This is a genomic window from Pseudomonas sp. MMS21 TM103 (assembly GCF_022132145.1).
In the GTDB taxonomy this organism is placed as follows: domain Bacteria; phylum Pseudomonadota; class Gammaproteobacteria; order Pseudomonadales; family Pseudomonadaceae; genus Aquipseudomonas.
Window position 1 is genome coordinate 528,524 of the sequence record NZ_JAJISP010000002.1, and the last position, 15,889, is coordinate 544,412.

Below are 15,889 nucleotides of genomic sequence, written 5' to 3' on the forward strand. Positions count from 1 at the left end.
GCGATTACCTTTGCCTCTGTCTCATCCCTGGGAATGAGGAATCAGGGATAGACGACTGAAACTTGACTGCCAACTGCCGTTGCCTCTGCTCTGCATCGTTGTGCAACGCATCGCTTCGCTCGGCCTCATCCCTGCCTAGAGCTGAACCTTTGTCGCCTGCACATCGATGCCGCGAATAATGGTGACGCCAGCACTGCTGCCGCTGCTGCTGCGGCGGACCACTCGCTTGGCTGCTTGAGGTACGGGCGCTGGCGCTACCATGGCCACCGCTTCCTCTACTGGCGGTTTTTTCTGGTTATCCAGCGGGTTGCGCAGGGCCAGTTGCAGCTTGCCTTCGGCCTGTGCCTTGATCAGGATCTCGGTCTCTTCCGGGGTCATCTCCAGGGTCACCGCGCGCACCACTACCGGCTGGGTCTTGTCGGTGCTGGCAGTCTGGTCCACGGCCAATACCCGCAAGTCCTCGAGGATGGTTTCCGACTGGGCATTGTTACCGCCACCATTGGCCTTCTTGGCCACCAGCACATCGACCCGGTTGCCCGGCAGCAGGAAGCCACCTACGCCGACCACATCGTCGACCCGCACCGAGATGGCGCGCTTGTCCGGTTCGATCAGCGAGGCCAGGGTGCTGCCGCCGAGGTGCTCAGCCAGACGCGCACCACGCACGATATCGCCGCGCAGCATGGCGAAGGTGGCAATCTTGCCCACCACCTTGTCGGTGGCATCGAAGGCATCGTCCGGCACCGTATCCTTGGGCATGCGCACCAAAGTGACGTGCTGGGCCTCGACCATCTGGCCGAAGGGGATCTCCAGCGTGGCCACCACCACGTTCTGCAGGTTGTCGTCGGGGGCGGCATTGAGCCGCGCACTCAGCCAGTTGTTGGCCATAAAGGCCGCGCCCAGGCCGAGAATGAGTGAAAGACCGATCAATACAAGCGTGCGTGAGTTCATGACGATGTCTCCTTGATTCGACTGGCGTCGTACTATTAGCTACTGGCATCGAGGCTGACGAAGTAGTTACGCCAAGCCCAGGTCAGCGTCTTGGGTGTCAGGGCTTGCGCATCATCCACACTCTGATAGCGCTGGCGGTCCAGTGCCATACCCAGCAGATCGCGCGGATGACAGGGCAGTAACGGCCGGGCCTCCGGGCGATGCAGCTGTTCGATGGCATAGGCCACCAGCTCGGGGTCGTAAGGGATGCCCAGCTTTGCGCACTCCTGCTGCCAGATGCGTTGGTACTCATCGGCTTGCAGGTGGTCGAAATGCAGCTTGTAACCAATGCGCCGGAGGAAGGCCTCGTCGGCCAACTCCAGCGGATTGAGGTTGGTGGAAAACACCAGGATCAGGTCGAAGGGGATTTCGCAGTGGCGACCTCCGCCCAGGTTGAGGTAGTCCTTCTTCTCCTCCATCGGCACGATCCAGCGGTTGAACAGGTCAACGGGCGCCACCCGCTGACGACCGAGATCATCGATAATGAAGATGCCATTACTGGCCTTGAGTTGCAGCGGCGCCTGGTACAGGCGGGTATAGGGGTCGAAGCGGATATCCAGCATATCCAGGGTCAACTCGCCGCCGGTGATGATGATTGGCCGCTGGCACTGCAGCAGACGGCGGTCGATGCCCTGGTCAATGCGCAAGCTGCGCTGCTTGACCTCTACCGGAAGTGGCTTGTGCACCTGGGGGTCGAAAATCTCCACCACCGCCTCGCCGATAGCGATGGCGCGTGGTATCCAGATAGCCTGTTGAAAAAGGCGGATCAGTCGCTGGCTGATATAGGTCTTGCCCGTACCGGCCGGCCCGTAAATCATGATCGCCCGCCCCGAGTTCATCGCCGGGCCGAGTTGATCGAGTAACTCATCCTGCAGCACCACACCAGCGAAAGCCTCGCGCATGGCCTGGGCGTCAATCCGGCTGCTGTGCACCGTTTGTGCTGCCAGCAGTTGCCGGTACCGCTCCACCGGGTAGGGCGCCGGGCCGATATAGCCGCTACGCGCCAGGGCATCCTTGGCTGCGCTTCTGCCACGCTCGGTCAAGCCATAACGCAGGCCCTGCCCTCCGGCCTGGCCAAGCACCTCGATGCGGCCGTCCTTGCGTTGATAGCCGAGCACTTCCTCAAGCACCGAGCCGGTCAGCGCCATACGCTCGACCAACTGGGCCATATCCAGTACGCCGGCATCGTGCAGATGCTTGCAGATCAGGTCGCCAATAAAGTTGTCTGCCAGGCCGGTCTCAGTCACGTTGCGCGGTTGCGGCGCCAGCCGTTGAATCGGATCGAGGCCATCCTGTTCGGTGTCTATAGGACTCAGCGCATGCATAACCGGACTCCTTAAAGGACAAACATGAAATAGCCAATGGTCAAGGTCCCCAGCAGAATCGCGATCGAATAGGGGAAGGGCTTGCCGGCCACCTCATCTGGTGCAGGCGCCAGGTAAGTCCGCGCCATTAGCATTAGCCAGTAGCGCCCCAAAGTCTGCTTCATCTGACCGCGTAGCAGTACTAACAACAAACCGCACACCCCACCGGCCATCAGGCTGAAAAACGCCGCCCAAAGTGCGGGTTGGGGAGCTAGAAAACTGCCGACCATGGCCATTAGCTTGACGTCGCCAGCGGCCATGCCGCCGAGGGCATAGAATGGAAGAAAAATCCCGAAGCCGATCAGCAGCCCCAGCACACCATCGCCCAAGCCACCTATACCGCCTGCATAAGCCTGACCGACCAGCCCCAGGACGAGGCCTAGCACAACCAGGAAGTTGGGAATGCGGTGGCTGCGTATATCGCTCACCACCGCAACACCAAGCAGCCCTAGTAGCACAATGACGGGGAACATCTGCTCCATGGACATCGCTGCATTATCTTTCTAAGCACAAGCGGCAACGGGGGTAGCTGTGCCCAAAACAGCATCTTTCAGGCTAGTGATTACGCCACACACGTTTTTTCCCAAAGCTACGAACACGGTGACAACTGCTATCGTTATCAACCCGCCCGCCACCGCATACTCCACGATGGTCAAGCCGTCTTCGTCCTTAACGAACTTCATCACCGAAGTCTTGATTGCTTGAATAGTCATTTCATTCACCTCACTCGAGTGTGTGTTCAGAGAAGGCGGGGCTGCTATCTCCGGCATGTACTCCATGCCTGGTTCCATCTACTTCCTCCGCCTGCTTCAACCCTAGTAACCCGCCAACAGATCGGTTAGGAGGTTTTTTGCACATCACTGGTAATTTTTTGCAGGCGTTCGCGCAGGCACTAATCCAGCGCCCTGCACTTGGCAAATATGAGCGGGCAAGGTCGAAGCCGGCGGGGAGCGCACCTGGAGACGTAGCAAGTTCATGCAGATCTGCCCCAGGATAAGTCGTGGCGGCTCGTTGCCATTAGATCGTTCGTAGGCGCAGAGAACATGCGGGCAGCGGAAGGCTCAACGGTCAAGAAATGCCAACCCCAGAATATGAAGAGCCAGGGGAGACGCTTAGTCCTTGCTGGCGCCCACAAAAGCTTGCGCTGCGCGATTTCGGTGTGTGGGGGGGGTACGGCTTGGCTAAAGGCGTGCCGTTGGATCCAGGTTTTTGTTACGAGGCGTATGGCCGCTCGTCTGGATGTGCTGATCCAGCCCTCGTCGCGGACGAAGTGTTCACATACTGCAACAGGCTAAAGTACTGCTCAAACGCACCATGCATGCCCCCTCGAACCAAGCCAATATGTCACGATGATTCGTGATTTATCCAGAAAAACGGGGGGTTAGAACACACTCTGCTGCCTGGCATGCGTTATCAAACGGGAGCACTTAAAACACTTTGTTCTAATAGTTATGAAGATTTGATCTTTGCGCGTAGGTCTATCCAACTCTTAAGTGTTAATTGGATGAAGCACTTGATGCTGCGTGTAACACATAAGGATTTTTTGCTAACGAACTGTTTCATGGCGCATATGAATACACATGCTCTCACCGCTCCACGGTTGCTGTGGTTCGATCTGACGCACGATGAATCGGCTCAGGACTGCATGGCTACTTTCGCCAGCGTGTGCCAAATCAATTTGGCGCGGGACCTGAGTGTTGCAGGGATAAAGGCACAGCAACGCCCAGACATGATCTGCATGCATTACGATCGACCGGACACCATGAGTCTCAACCTGCTGATCGAGGTCAAGCGTGCGGTGCCCTCTATTCCGATCACCATGCTGACCATGCACCATTCGGAAGAGCTGGCAGTCTGGGCTTTTCGATCTGGCGTCTGGGATTACCTGGCGTTACCGCTGGTACAAGCAGAGCGCAATCGCTACCTCAGTGCGTTGCGAGAGCTTTGCAGCTTGAGGCGCAACGCTGAAATACCGAGACAGAAACAACTGCTGATGCGCAACAATGACTTGCCGGAAAGCGTGCGGCTCACCGCCGATCACCAGAGGCAACGCCCCCTGCAAGATGCCATCCAATACATCGACCTGCACTTCAAGGAGCACATTGAACAAAAGGAACTGGCCAAGCGTTGCGGCATGACACCTTTTCGCTTTAGCCGACTGTTCAAACAGACCTATGGGGTTGGCTTTCTCGAATTTATCCAGAGCAAGCGCATGGAAAAGGCCGAGGAGCTACTGAACAACAGCGAGATGCCGATCACCAGCATCGCCTACGCTGTGGGGTTTCAGGACCCTTCCTATTTCGCGCGAATCTTCAAGCTGCATTTCGGCTGCAGCCCCAGTGACTTCCGGAGTATCGAGCCAAGCCCTGGGCCGGCCATCGCGCCCTTGCTATTATCGAGAAGCTCTCTCACTGAAGAAATATGTTGAGCTGCTGAAGCGCCCACCTCTCCCCGAGCCCCGCTCAGGCAGCCCGCGACTTTTACTGAGGTTCATCGACCCGGTATCGCAATCCTTGCATACGATGAAAGCGTGCGGCGTACGGCTTCGCGAGTACGCCCTGCTGGGCAGTTGGTTCACAGCAAGAAACACGACAGTGCTGCGGCAGGTTGAATCCGCGGAGGGCGGCCCGCCGCGGTAGCCGCTCAGGAGCGAAGCGAACAATCCGTCCGTGTGTCACTGGTCGTCACAGCGCCACGCCGTAACCCGCCATCAGTGCGACAAACTCAGCTTCATCAATCACCCGCACGCCCAACTCGCTGGCCTTGGCCAGCTTCGAACCGGCGCCTGGCCCGGCGACTACGCAACTGGTCTTGGCCGATACCGAGCCGGCCACCTTGGCGCCCAGGCTTTCCAGCTTGTCCTTGGCCAGATCACGGCTCATGACTTCCAGGCTGCCGGTCAGCACCCAGGTCTGGCCGGCCAGGGGCAAGCCCTCGATGGCTTTCTTCTCGCTCTGCCAATGCATGCCGAACTCGCGCAACTGCGCCTCTATGGCACGTGCATGCTCGACATTGGCTGGCTGGGCGAAAAACTCGCGCAACGCCTGCTTGCCCTTCTCGTTAAGGCCCTTCATCACGCTCAGTTCCAGCCAGTCCTGGCTGAGCTCGATGACCCGGTCGAGGCTGCCGGCCTTGTCCGCCAGGTTTTTCGCGCCGGTGACGGCGATGCCGGCAATATTCAATTTATCGAGCAAGCCCGCCAGCGTCGCGCAGCCGGCGAACTCCGGATGTACCTCGCCCTCCTCCTGCAACACAATGCCACGCTCAAGCAACTGGTCGATCACCTTGCGGTTGTGCGCGTCGCGGAAAAAGCTGTGAATTTCATAAGCGACTTCCAGGCCGACGTCGGGCAGGTAGGTCAGCACTTCCGGCAGCGCCTGTTCAATGCGCTGCAACGAAGCCAGCGCGCGGGCCAACACCTTGGCGGTTTCCTCGCCTACATCGGGAATCCCCAGGGCATAGATGAAGCGCGCCAGACTCGGCTTGCGGCTGGCGGCGATGGCCGCCAGCAGGTTGTTGCTCGACAGCTCGGCAAACCCCTCCAGACCGACGATCTGCTCGAACTTCAGGGTGTAGAGATCGGCCGGCGAACTCACCAGGCCTTCGTCGACCAGTTGCTCGACGCTTTTCTCGCCCAGGCCTTCGATGTCCATGGCGCGACGCGAGACAAAATGGATGATTGCCTGCTTGAGCTGGGCAGCACAGGCCAGGCGGCCGACGCAGCGGTAGATCGAGCCGGCGCTGAACGACTCCTTGCCTTTGCTGCGCTTGACCAGCTGGGTGCGCTCGACCTGGGAGCCGCATACCGGACAGCTCGCGGGGATCTGCACCGCTCGCGCATCGGCTGGGCGGCGCTCGGCCACCACCTGCACGACCTGCGGAATCACGTCGCCGGCGCGGCGAATGATCACCGTATCGCCGATCATCAGCCCCAGCCGCGCCACTTCATCCATGTTGTGCAGGGTCGCATTGGATACCGTGACGCCCGCCACCTTGACCGGTTTCAAGCGCGCCACTGGGGTGACGGCGCCGGTACGACCAACCTGGAACTCGACATCCAGCAGCTCGGTCAGCTCCTCCAGCGCCGGGAACTTGTGGGCGATGGCCCAACGCGGCTCGCGCGCACGAAAACCGAGTTCACGTTGATAGGCCAGATTATTGACCTTGAACACCACACCGTCGATTTCATAAGGCAAGGCGTCACGCTTCTCGCCGATGGCGCGGTAATAGGCCAGGCACTCCTGCACCCCCTTGGCCAATTTCAGCTCGTTGCTGATCGGCAGGCCCCAGCCCTTGAGCGCTTCGAGGATGCCGATGTGGGTGTCCGGCAACTCGCCCTGGACCTGGCCGATGCCGTAGCTGCACAACTGCAAGGGACGACTGGCGGTGATCTTCGGGTCGAGCTGGCGCAGGCTGCCCGCCGCGGCGTTGCGCGGGTTGGCGAAAGGCTTGCCGCCGTTTTCCAGTTGCCGGGCATTCAACGCCTCGAAGCCGGCCCGGGAGATGAACACTTCGCCGCGCACTTCCAGCACCGGCGGCCAGCCGCTGCCCTGCAGCTTGAGCGGAATATTGCGGATGGTGCGCACATTGACGCTGATGTCCTCGCCGGTACTGCCATCGCCACGGGTGGCGCCGCGCACCAGCAGGCCATCGCGATACAGCAGGCTGACAGCCAGGCCATCGAGCTTGGGCTCGCAACTGTATTCCACCTCGGCGCCACCACCGAACAGGTCGCCGGACGGCAGGTCAAGGCCCTCGCGCACGCGGCGGTCGAAGTCCAGCAGGTCGGCCTCCTCGAAGGCGTTGCCGAGGCTAAGCATCGGCACCTCATGCTTGACCTCGCCGAAGGCGCTCAAGGCGCTACCGCCGACGCGCTGGGTCGGGGAGTCTGGTGTTACCAGCTGCGGATGCTCGGTCTCCAGCGCTTTGAGCTCATTGAACAGGCGGTCGTACTCAGCGTCTGGCACGCTCGGTTCGTCGAGTACGTAATAGCGATAGTTGTGTGCATCGAGCTCGCTACGCAGCTGGGCAATGCGCTCGGCGGCGGTTTGGGTGACGGACATAATTCACAAGCCGTAGCTGCAGGCGTGAAGCTGGAGGCGGTTGCCGGGTGTTCCGGCCCTGGCATCCAGCTCAACCTTTGGTTGATATTCAGGCGCAGGATTCTAGCCGTTTGCCGGCGGACTTGCCTTGGCTATGTGGCCGCGTAGCTTCTGCCGCGGAACAGAGCGGCTCAGCGCGCGCCAAAAAGCCAAAAGCATCGCGCCGGGGCGGCCCTCCCACAAAGGCCGCAGATACCCAGCAAACCCTGAAGGAGGCGCGACCTCGCGGCGATTGCGGACGTCAGAAAAAGCAAAGCCCCAAACCAAGCGCGCGGCTTGCAGTTTGAGGCTTATCGTTTGCAGCGGGTTCAGCGCTTGCTGGTCAACTGCTTGCGCTCATATTCAACGATACGCTGGCGGTAATGCTCGATGGTTTGTGCGGTCATCACGCTGCGCTGGTCGTCCTTGAGGTCACCGTTGAGTTCGTGGGCCAGTTTGCGCGCGGCAGCGACCATCACATCAAACGCCTGCTTGGGATGGCGCGGCCCCGGCAGACCGAGGAAAAAACTCACGGCGCGGGTGTTGAAGCCTTCTATATCGTCGAGGTCGAAAGTGCCCGGTTTGAGCGCATTGGCCATGGAGAACAACACTTCGCCGTTACCGGCCATGCTTTCGTGACGATGAAAAATGTCCATCTCGCCGAAACGCAGGCCACTTTCCAGAATGTTCTGCAGTAATGCCGGGCCCTTGAAGCCGTAGTCGTCGCGGGCCACTACATTGATCACCAGCACTTCTTCGACCGGTGGCAGCTCTTTGCCAGCGTTGTGCGCCTTGTCCTTGCGCGACTTGCTCGCGCCCTCATCCACCGGATTGAGCAGCGTCGGCACTGGCTCGTCCAGACCCAGATTGAGGTCACCCTGATGTGGCTCACCACCGCGGCGGCGGTTCAGCTCGCGGGCGCTCATTGAGGGCAGATCGTGTTCGTCCAGCAACGGCTCCTGGTCGCGGTCGATGACCCGCGGCGTGCTGAGCAAACCCGGGTCGCCATCGGTATCCGGCAGATCGGCAAAACTGCGGTCGAGTTTGAACTTCAATTTACCCTTGCCACCGCGCATGCGCCGCCAACCATCGAACAAGATGCCAGCGATCACAATAATGCCGATGACTATCAGCCATTCGCGCAGACCGAATTCCATGAAATACCTTGACCCCTGATTGAAGATTTTACGAAAAAAGGCATCCTGCCCCTGCTATGTCAGCTGTAAACCGTGGCGCCAACTCCATGTTCTGACGGGCGTTTCCCACGTGTAACAAAAGTGGACGATAAGCTAGCACGACGAAAGGTAACTTTACACAGCCAACCGGCCGTTAAAACGCTATGTCGCTACTTAGCAGTTGTTAAATGAAATAGTCGGGCGACGTTATGCTTGAGTCGCGAGCTCGTCTAAGATGCGGCAGCGCTTGGTAACAACAGCCGCTGCTGCAAATAGGCGAACGCGCCAGGCCAAAGGATCACGCCTCCACCATTGCCAGCGCCTCCTCCACATCCACGGCCACCAAACGCGAACAACCCGGTTCATGCATGGTCACGCCCATCAGTTGATCGGCCATTTCCATGGCGATCTTGTTGTGGGTGATATAGATGAACTGTACCGTCTGTGACATTTCCTTGACCAACCGGGCATAACGCCCGACGTTGGCGTCGTCCAGTGGCGCGTCGACTTCGTCGAGCATGCAGAACGGCGCCGGATTGAGCTGGAAGATGGCGAAGACCAAGGCCAGCGCGGTCAACGCCTTCTCGCCGCCCGAGAGCAGATGGATGGTGCTGTTCTTCTTGCCCGGCGGGCGCGCCATGATAGTCACCCCTGTATCGAGTAGATCTTCGCCAGTGAGTTCCAAATAAGCGTTGCCGCCGCCGAAAACCTTGGGAAACAGGGCCTGCAAACCGCCGTTGATCTGATCGAAGGTTTCCTTGAAGCGATTGCGGGTTTCCTTGTCGATCTTGCGGATGACATTTTCCAGAGTATCCAGTGCCTCGACCAGGTCGGCATTCTGTGCGTCCAGGTAGCGTTTGCGCTCGGATTGCTGCTGGTATTCGTCGATGGCCGCCAGGTTGATCGGGCCGAGACGCTGAATCCGCGTGGCCAGGCGCTCGAGCTCCTCCTCCCAGGCTTTCTCGCTGGCCTCGCCGGGCAAGCTTGCGAGCACGCCGTGCAGGTCGTAATTGTCTTCCAGCAGCTGATCCTGCAAGGCCTTGCGCCGTACGCTCAGCGCTTGCCACTCCATGCGCTGCTGCTCCAACTGGCCGCGTAACAGCTGGGATTGCTGTTCGGCCTGGGTGCGCCGCTTCTCGGCATCGCGCAACTGGAGGTCGGCGTCTTCCAACGCCAAGCGGGCCAGTTTGAGTTCGTCTTCCACGGACATGCGCTTGTCGAGCAACTCTTCGAGCTTCAGGCGCAGCTCTTCCAGCGGTGCCTCGCCCTCTTCCAGGTTGAGACTGAGCTGCTCGCGCTTCTCGTGCAGGCGCTCGGCCTGCGATTCGAGACGTTCCAGGGCCTGGCGGGTGGAATCATGCTGGGCCTTGAGCGAGCCCAGGCGTACGGCCAACTGATGGGCGTGGTCCTTGTGCGCTCTAGCCTCCTGGCGCACCCGGTCGAGCCGTTCGCGCAGGGCATCGCGGCTGGCCAGCAGGCTTTCGCGCTGCTCGTTGTCGGTGGCCATGGCGTCGAGGGCATCTTGCAGTTGCAGGCGAGATTCGCCCAACTGCTCCTGCTCGATTTCGCGCTGTTCGGCCAACTCGAGCAGCTCGCTGTCGAGGCGGCGACGGCGCAGGGTCAATTGCTCGACCTTGGCCTGTCCGGCGGACAGCTGCGCCTTCAGCTCACCGAGAAGGCGGGCCTGATCCTGCAATTGACGGCGCTGCTGCTCACGCAGCTCCTCCTGCTGGCCCTGGCTTGCGCGCAACTGCAGCAAACGCTCATCGAGCAGCGCCAGCGCCGCTTCGCGCTCTTCGCGCTCCAGGCCCAGGCGTTCGAGCTCCTGGCCACGCGCCAGCACGCCGCTTTCCGCTTCGCTGGCGCGGCGCACCCGCAGAAAATGCCGACCGACCCAGTAACCGTCGCGACTGATCAGGCTTTCGCCTTCGCCCAGACTGGCGCGAGCGGCCAGCGCCTCGTCGAGGGTTTGCACCGGTTTGACCTTGGCCAGCCAGGGCGCCAGGTCGACGCTGGCCTCGACCTTGTCGAGCAGACTGCCGACGACCCGCGCGCCGCCGCGATTCGGGCTGGCCAGGCGCAGGTCGCCCTGGGCCAGGCTGCTGAAATCCAGGCCATTGAAGTCGTCCAGCAACACCGCCTGCAGGTCGGCACCGAGCACGGTTTCCACCGCCAGTTCCCAACCGGCCTCGACACGCAGCCCTTCGGCCAGGCGCGGACGCTCGCTGAGTTGCTGTTCACGCAACCAGTCACCCGCGCCCTTGCCCGGGTCGAGCGCCGCCTGTTGCAGGGCTTCGAGTGACGCCAGCCGGCCATTCAGGCGCTGCAGTTCGCCTTGCGCCTGCTGCTGAGCCTGGCCGGCTTGCTGCAATTCGCTGCGCAGCTGTTGCAGGCGCTCGGCTTGCTGTTCTTCGGCAAGTTGCAGGTCTTCCAGGCTCAGTTCGCTGACGGCGATCTGCTCGCTCAGCTCGACAATGGCCGCGTCTTCCGGGTCGGCGGCCAGTTGCTGTAATTCATCCGCGAGGCGGCGTTGACGCTCGGCCAGCCGCTCCAGGCTGAGTTCCAACTGCTGGATCCGTGATTGTTCCACCTCGGCCTGGCGGCGCGGTTCGGCACTGCGCTGGTTGAAGCCGTCCCACTGTTCCTGCCAACCCTGCATGGTGCTTTCGCATTGCTCCAGCACGACGGCGGCCTCTTCGGCAGCGGCGGAGGTCAGCTCCTGCTCGGGTTCGAGCATGGCCAGTTCTTCGCCGAGGGTGGCCAGCAGGGTGCGGTCGTGGCCCAGGTGAGATTCGGTTTCCAGGCGCGCACGTTCGGCCTCGCGCAGGTCGTCCTGCAATTGACGCAAACGCTGCTGGCCATGCTGGATACTCTGCTCGACGCGGGCAATATCGCCACCGACCGAATAGAAACGCCCCTGCACCAGGTTGAAGCGCTCGCTCAGTTCATGATGGCCATCGCGCAGGCGCTCGATGCTGGCGTCGGCGTTACGCTGCTCGGCGACCAGCGCCTCGAAGCCAATTTCCTGAGTGCCGATCACCGCCTCGCGCTGACCGACCTGTTGATTCAACGCCTGCCAGCGCAAGGCCGTCAGTTGGGCCTTGAGTTGGCGTTCTTCGGCCTTGTATTCCTGATATTTCTCCGCCGCCTGGGCCTGGCGGTGCAGCCGTTCCAGCTGGCGCTCCAATTCTTCACGCAGGTCACTCAGGCGTGCCAGGTTCTCGTGGGTGCGGCGGATACGGTTCTCGGTCTCGCGGCGGCGCTCCTTGTACTTGGAGATGCCGGCGGCTTCCTCGATGAAATTGCGCAGATCCTCGGGCTTGGCCTCGATCAGCTTGGAGATCATGCCCTGCTCGATGATCGAGTAGCTGCGCGGGCCCAGGCCGGTGCCGAGGAAGATGTCGGTGATGTCGCGGCGACGACATTTGGTGCCGTTGAGAAAATAGGTGTTCTGGCTGTCGCGGGTTACCCGGCGGCGGATGGAAATCTCGTTATAGCTGGCGTACTCGCCGGTCAGGGTGCCGTCGGAGTTATCGAAGATCAGTTCGATGGACGCCTGGGTCACCGGCTTGCGCGTATTGGAGCCGTTGAAGATGACGTCGGTCATCGACTCGCCGCGGAGGTTCTTCGCCGAACTCTCGCCCATCACCCAGCGCACGGCGTCGATGATGTTGGATTTGCCGCAACCGTTAGGCCCGACCACCGCCGCCATGTTGCTCGGAAAGCTCACCGTGGTGGGGTCGACGAAGGACTTGAAGCCGGCCAATTTGATACATTTCAGACGCATATCAGCGCTCGGCCAGGGTCGCCAGGACCAGTTTGCAATTGTGCTCGCCATAGGCCAGCAACACTTCACGCGCGCGCGAGTGATCGCGGGCGATGATCGCCTGGAACAACTCGCCAAAGGTGTTGAGGAATTGCCCCATTTCGCTTTTGCGTCGTTCCAGCGCCAGGTAATAGGTACGACTCATGGCCGGCAACAGGTTCTCCACGGTTTCCTGCAGATAGGGGTTGTCGGCGAAAGGATAGGCCGCGCGCATGATGTTGAAACTGTCCTCGACGAAAACGTTGATGTCTTCGCGCTGCAGACTGCCGAGCAGACGCTGCTGGATGAGCCGAAACGGCGCCAGATCGGCCTCGACCCGCCAGCCATCGGCCACCGCCCGAGCCAGCAGGATATACAGCTCGATGACCAGGGCGTAGAGGCTCTTGACGTTGTGCGCGCTCAGCTCGCTGACCTGGGCGCCGCGGCGCGGCGGGATCACGATCAGATGACGACGTTCGAGAATCAGCAGCGCCTCGCGCACCGAACCGCGGCTGACGCTGAGCGCCTGGGTGACTTTCTGCTCTTGAATGCGCTCACCCGCCTTCAATTCACCACGAATGATGCGTTGCGCGAGGTGATGGGCGATCTGTTCTGAGAGGCTGTCCGGCGCCGTCAACGTCATGGAAATCCTTAGGCTCTATCCGACCCATTCAGGGCAAGCGACGCGGCTGCCCGCTCCCGCCAGGCATGGCTAAGCGCGACTAGGCGCCGGCGGCGAGTGTAACACAGGGTGTTACTCGGCCAAGGTCACCCAGCTCTGGGTTTCAGGGCAAAACATAGACGCTGGACAGCCGGCCTGCCTTGATCCACTAGATACCCGACGATACAAGTATCTCTGCGCCAACTAGTCTGCTGGCATGATCGGACATCAGGATGCTCCCCCCTGAAAACTGGCTACTGGATCTTGCCGCTTCCGCTGCTGGGGAGCGCTTGGCTTTCAGCAATGTACAGTTGGGCCGCTACTCATGCCGGCGAAGAACACCATCTGAGCGATTCGCAATCAGCCTGCGCCAACTCAAGGAGCCGTACTCCTCTCATCGGCGCGTTTGCCTCGCTGAATTCGGCTTACCACCTCCAGGCTGGTTACAGATTCCTTGCAGTACCTCTTGGGGGCGTAAAGAATCTGAACGACCGGTCGTCGATATGGCTACCGTTCGTTACATTCACTCTGGCCGTATCATTCAAAGCTTCTAGGCTTTTCATCGAGAGTCTGTCGTTTCCATATACTGCTACGGTGCATCCCCCCTGTCACAACGGTGCATCGGGGGAGAAGAGTGCCATGCGCGCCACCCTAGTTTTGCCTGCTTTTATCTGTGCATTGCTGCTACCCACCCTGCCAGTGGCGCAACCTGCACCCGCCGACCAGCAGCAGCAAGTGCAGCCCCGCCAGTTAGAGCGCTATGCGCCAGATCGTGTACTGGTCAAGTTCAAGCCAGGCACGGCGGCCAGCCAGGTCGCGCAAGCCCATCGCAGCGCCTCGGCCATGCCCATCAGGGAGATTCCCGGCATCGGTGTGGAGGTGGTGAATGTCCCGGCCGGCTCGGTGATGGCCCAGGTCGCCGCCTACCAGGCCAACCCGAATGTGCTCTATGCCGAGCCCGACTACTACCGCCTGCTGGTGGTGCCGAACGAGGAACCTGGTCCGACACCGGTAAACGGCGCCAACTATTTCGAAGAACAGTGGTATCTGGACAATAAAGGGCAACGCTACTCGCTCAAGCAATACAACATCTTTGGTCAACTTACCTTCAAGTTCACCACCGGTACCGTGGATGCTGATATCGATGCGCCTGAGGCCTGGGATATCAGCCAGGGCGCAGTCACCAGCAGCCCCACGGCATATGACACGGCCAAGGTGGCGGTGCTGGATAGTGGCGCCGATTGCGCTGCCATCGAGCTGAGCGGCAAATGCCTGGAGCAGGTCAACTATGTGGAAGGGCAAAGCTTCATTGGCGATTCATGCCCACCGTCGGCCCCTGCCTGCGACAACCTCGGCCATGGCACCTTTACCGCCTCGGAAATAGTCGCCAACACCGATAATGGCGAGGGCATCGCCGGCGCCGCCTGGAACACCAGTGCCGGCATTTTCAAGGTCTGCTACCTGGAATGGGTCACCGACGGGATCAATCTGTTCCAAGTTGGGCTTTGCCCGGTTTCCGCCTCCGCGGCCGCCATCACGGAAGCGGCCAGCGATCGGCTCGACGGCAGCGGCCAGCTGGCCCGAAGCCAGTACCACGTCATCACCATGAGCTATGGCAGCGATTTTATCGATGCGGAGGGCGGCATCACGCCCACCGACCCCTCCAATGCCGAATGCGATGCGGTCCAGTTGGCCGTGGATAACGGTGTGGTGGTGGTGGCTGGCGCAGGTAACAACGGCGATACACAGCGCTTCTATCCTGCTGCCTGTACCGATACCAACGGAGAGTCCACGGTGATCGCCGTGGCCGCATCTGACCACAACGACTATCGCGCCAGTTTCTCCACTTACAGCCAGAACTTCGACGACTGGGTGTCCCTGGCCGCGCCTGGCAAGACCATCATCGGCATCCTGCCCGATGTCCAGTGCGGATTCGCTTCCGGAACCGACAGCTGCGTCGACTGGTGGGACGGCACCTCGATGGCCGCGCCGCTGGTGGCCGGCGGTGCTGCGCTGGTCTGGGCAGATCTGTATGAAACCCTGAAAGCAGGCGGCGCATCCGGCCAGGACCTGCAACCTGCGAACTGTTCATGGGCCGGCCTGCCCTGCAACCAGGTAGTCCGCCAGCGCCTGGAAGACGGCGCCGACAAGATCGGCGCCCAGGGCCAGAACCTGCAGGACTGGACCCGCCATGGCCGGCTCAACATCGCCGGCGCACTGGCCTTGGGCGGCGGGGAGCCACCGCAGCCTCCGACGACGCCCGAAGCCCCCCAACTCGCCAGCACCCAGGTGATAGACCCCCAGGGCGACGGCAATCAGTGGGTACGTGTGAACTGGAGCCACAATGGCGAGAACGTCACCGGCTTCGACCTGGAGCGCAATACGCTGCACAAGAAAAACGGCTCGATTACCTCGACGACGCTGATCCCGGTCAACGGCGCAGCCACTCGCGCCTACGAAGACGACGTCGCCAGCGGCCGCTACAGCTATCGAGTCCGCGCGCGCAATGGCCAGGAAACATCGACTTGGAGTGGCATGTCCGGCGTAATGACCGTAAGCGACGCCGGCTCGGGTGGCGGCAAGGGCGGCGGAAAAGGCGGTAAACCCACCAGGTGATAAATGGCTAAACCGCCCGGCCGCTCTGTACCCCTGCGGGCAGGAGCGCCTCCCGTCGACAACCTCACTGCCGGGCCGAAATCCACGGCCCGGCAGCGCGCGATTACCAACTCAGATCCCTCTCCCCCCATACCGCGCTTGCTCCAACAAGCGCGCCCTTTCCGCCCTCCCGGCTGCCTCACCATCCATGTCCTGGCGCC

General features: G+C 61.0%; 10 protein-coding genes. 2 read left to right on the forward strand and 8 right to left on the reverse strand.

The features are described 5' to 3' along the window. Positions 1-135: 135 nt before the first annotated feature. The 4 genes from cpaB to LJY18_RS09480 are packed head-to-tail and all read right to left on the reverse strand — an operon-like array spanning position 136 to position 3,064. Positions 136-948: a Flp pilus assembly protein CpaB gene (gene cpaB / locus LJY18_RS09465; protein ID WP_238041555.1), complete on the reverse strand. Its 813-nt coding sequence runs from the start codon at positions 946-948 to the stop codon at positions 136-138. A gap of 35 nt (positions 949-983) precedes the next feature. Continuing rightward, on the reverse strand, positions 984-2,312 hold the full coding sequence (locus LJY18_RS09470) for an AAA family ATPase (protein ID WP_238041556.1): 1,329 nt from the start codon (positions 2,310-2,312) through the stop codon (positions 984-986). 11 nt (positions 2,313-2,323) lie between these two features. Next, a complete protein-coding gene (locus tag LJY18_RS09475) occupies positions 2,324-2,839 on the reverse strand; it encodes an A24 family peptidase (RefSeq protein WP_238041557.1) in 516 nt (171 codons plus the stop codon). A 15-nt stretch (positions 2,840-2,854) separates the two neighbouring features. Then, on the reverse strand, positions 2,855-3,064 hold the full coding sequence (locus LJY18_RS09480; protein ID WP_238041558.1) for a Flp family type IVb pilin: 210 nt from the start codon (positions 3,062-3,064) through the stop codon (positions 2,855-2,857). A gap of 791 nt (positions 3,065-3,855) precedes the next feature. On the opposite strand from LJY18_RS09480, the gene LJY18_RS09485 reads away from it, so the two are divergent. Then, complete coding sequence (locus tag LJY18_RS09485; RefSeq protein WP_238041559.1) at positions 3,856-4,779, forward strand: response regulator transcription factor; 924 nt, start codon at positions 3,856-3,858, stop codon at positions 4,777-4,779. Positions 4,780-5,035: 256 nt separating this feature from the next. Here the strand turns inward: LJY18_RS09485 and ligA are convergent, their stop codons facing one another. The 4 genes from ligA to LJY18_RS09505 form a co-directional block, all read right to left on the reverse strand. After that, positions 5,036-7,414: an NAD-dependent DNA ligase LigA gene (ligA, locus tag LJY18_RS09490; protein WP_238041560.1), complete on the reverse strand. Its 2,379-nt coding sequence runs from the start codon at positions 7,412-7,414 to the stop codon at positions 5,036-5,038. A 347-nt stretch (positions 7,415-7,761) separates the two neighbouring features. Further along, entirely contained in the window at positions 7,762-8,589 is an 828-nt protein-coding gene (gene zipA / locus LJY18_RS09495) for a cell division protein ZipA (protein ID WP_238041561.1), read from the reverse strand. Positions 8,590-8,905: 316 nt separating this feature from the next. Beyond that, a complete protein-coding gene (gene smc, locus LJY18_RS09500) occupies positions 8,906-12,394 on the reverse strand; it encodes a chromosome segregation protein SMC (RefSeq protein ID WP_238041562.1) in 3,489 nt (1,162 codons plus the stop codon). A gap of 1 nt (position 12,395) precedes the next feature. Further along, positions 12,396-13,055, reverse strand: a complete 660-nt coding sequence (locus LJY18_RS09505; RefSeq protein ID WP_238041563.1) for a GntR family transcriptional regulator — start codon at positions 13,053-13,055, stop codon at positions 12,396-12,398. 657 nt (positions 13,056-13,712) lie between these two features. Between LJY18_RS09505 and LJY18_RS09510 the strand changes: the two genes are divergently transcribed. Continuing rightward, positions 13,713-15,689 (forward strand): S8 family peptidase, encoded by a 1,977-nt coding sequence (locus LJY18_RS09510; protein ID WP_238041564.1) that lies wholly within the window; start codon positions 13,713-13,715, stop codon positions 15,687-15,689. The last annotated feature ends 200 nt before the right edge of the window (positions 15,690-15,889 follow it).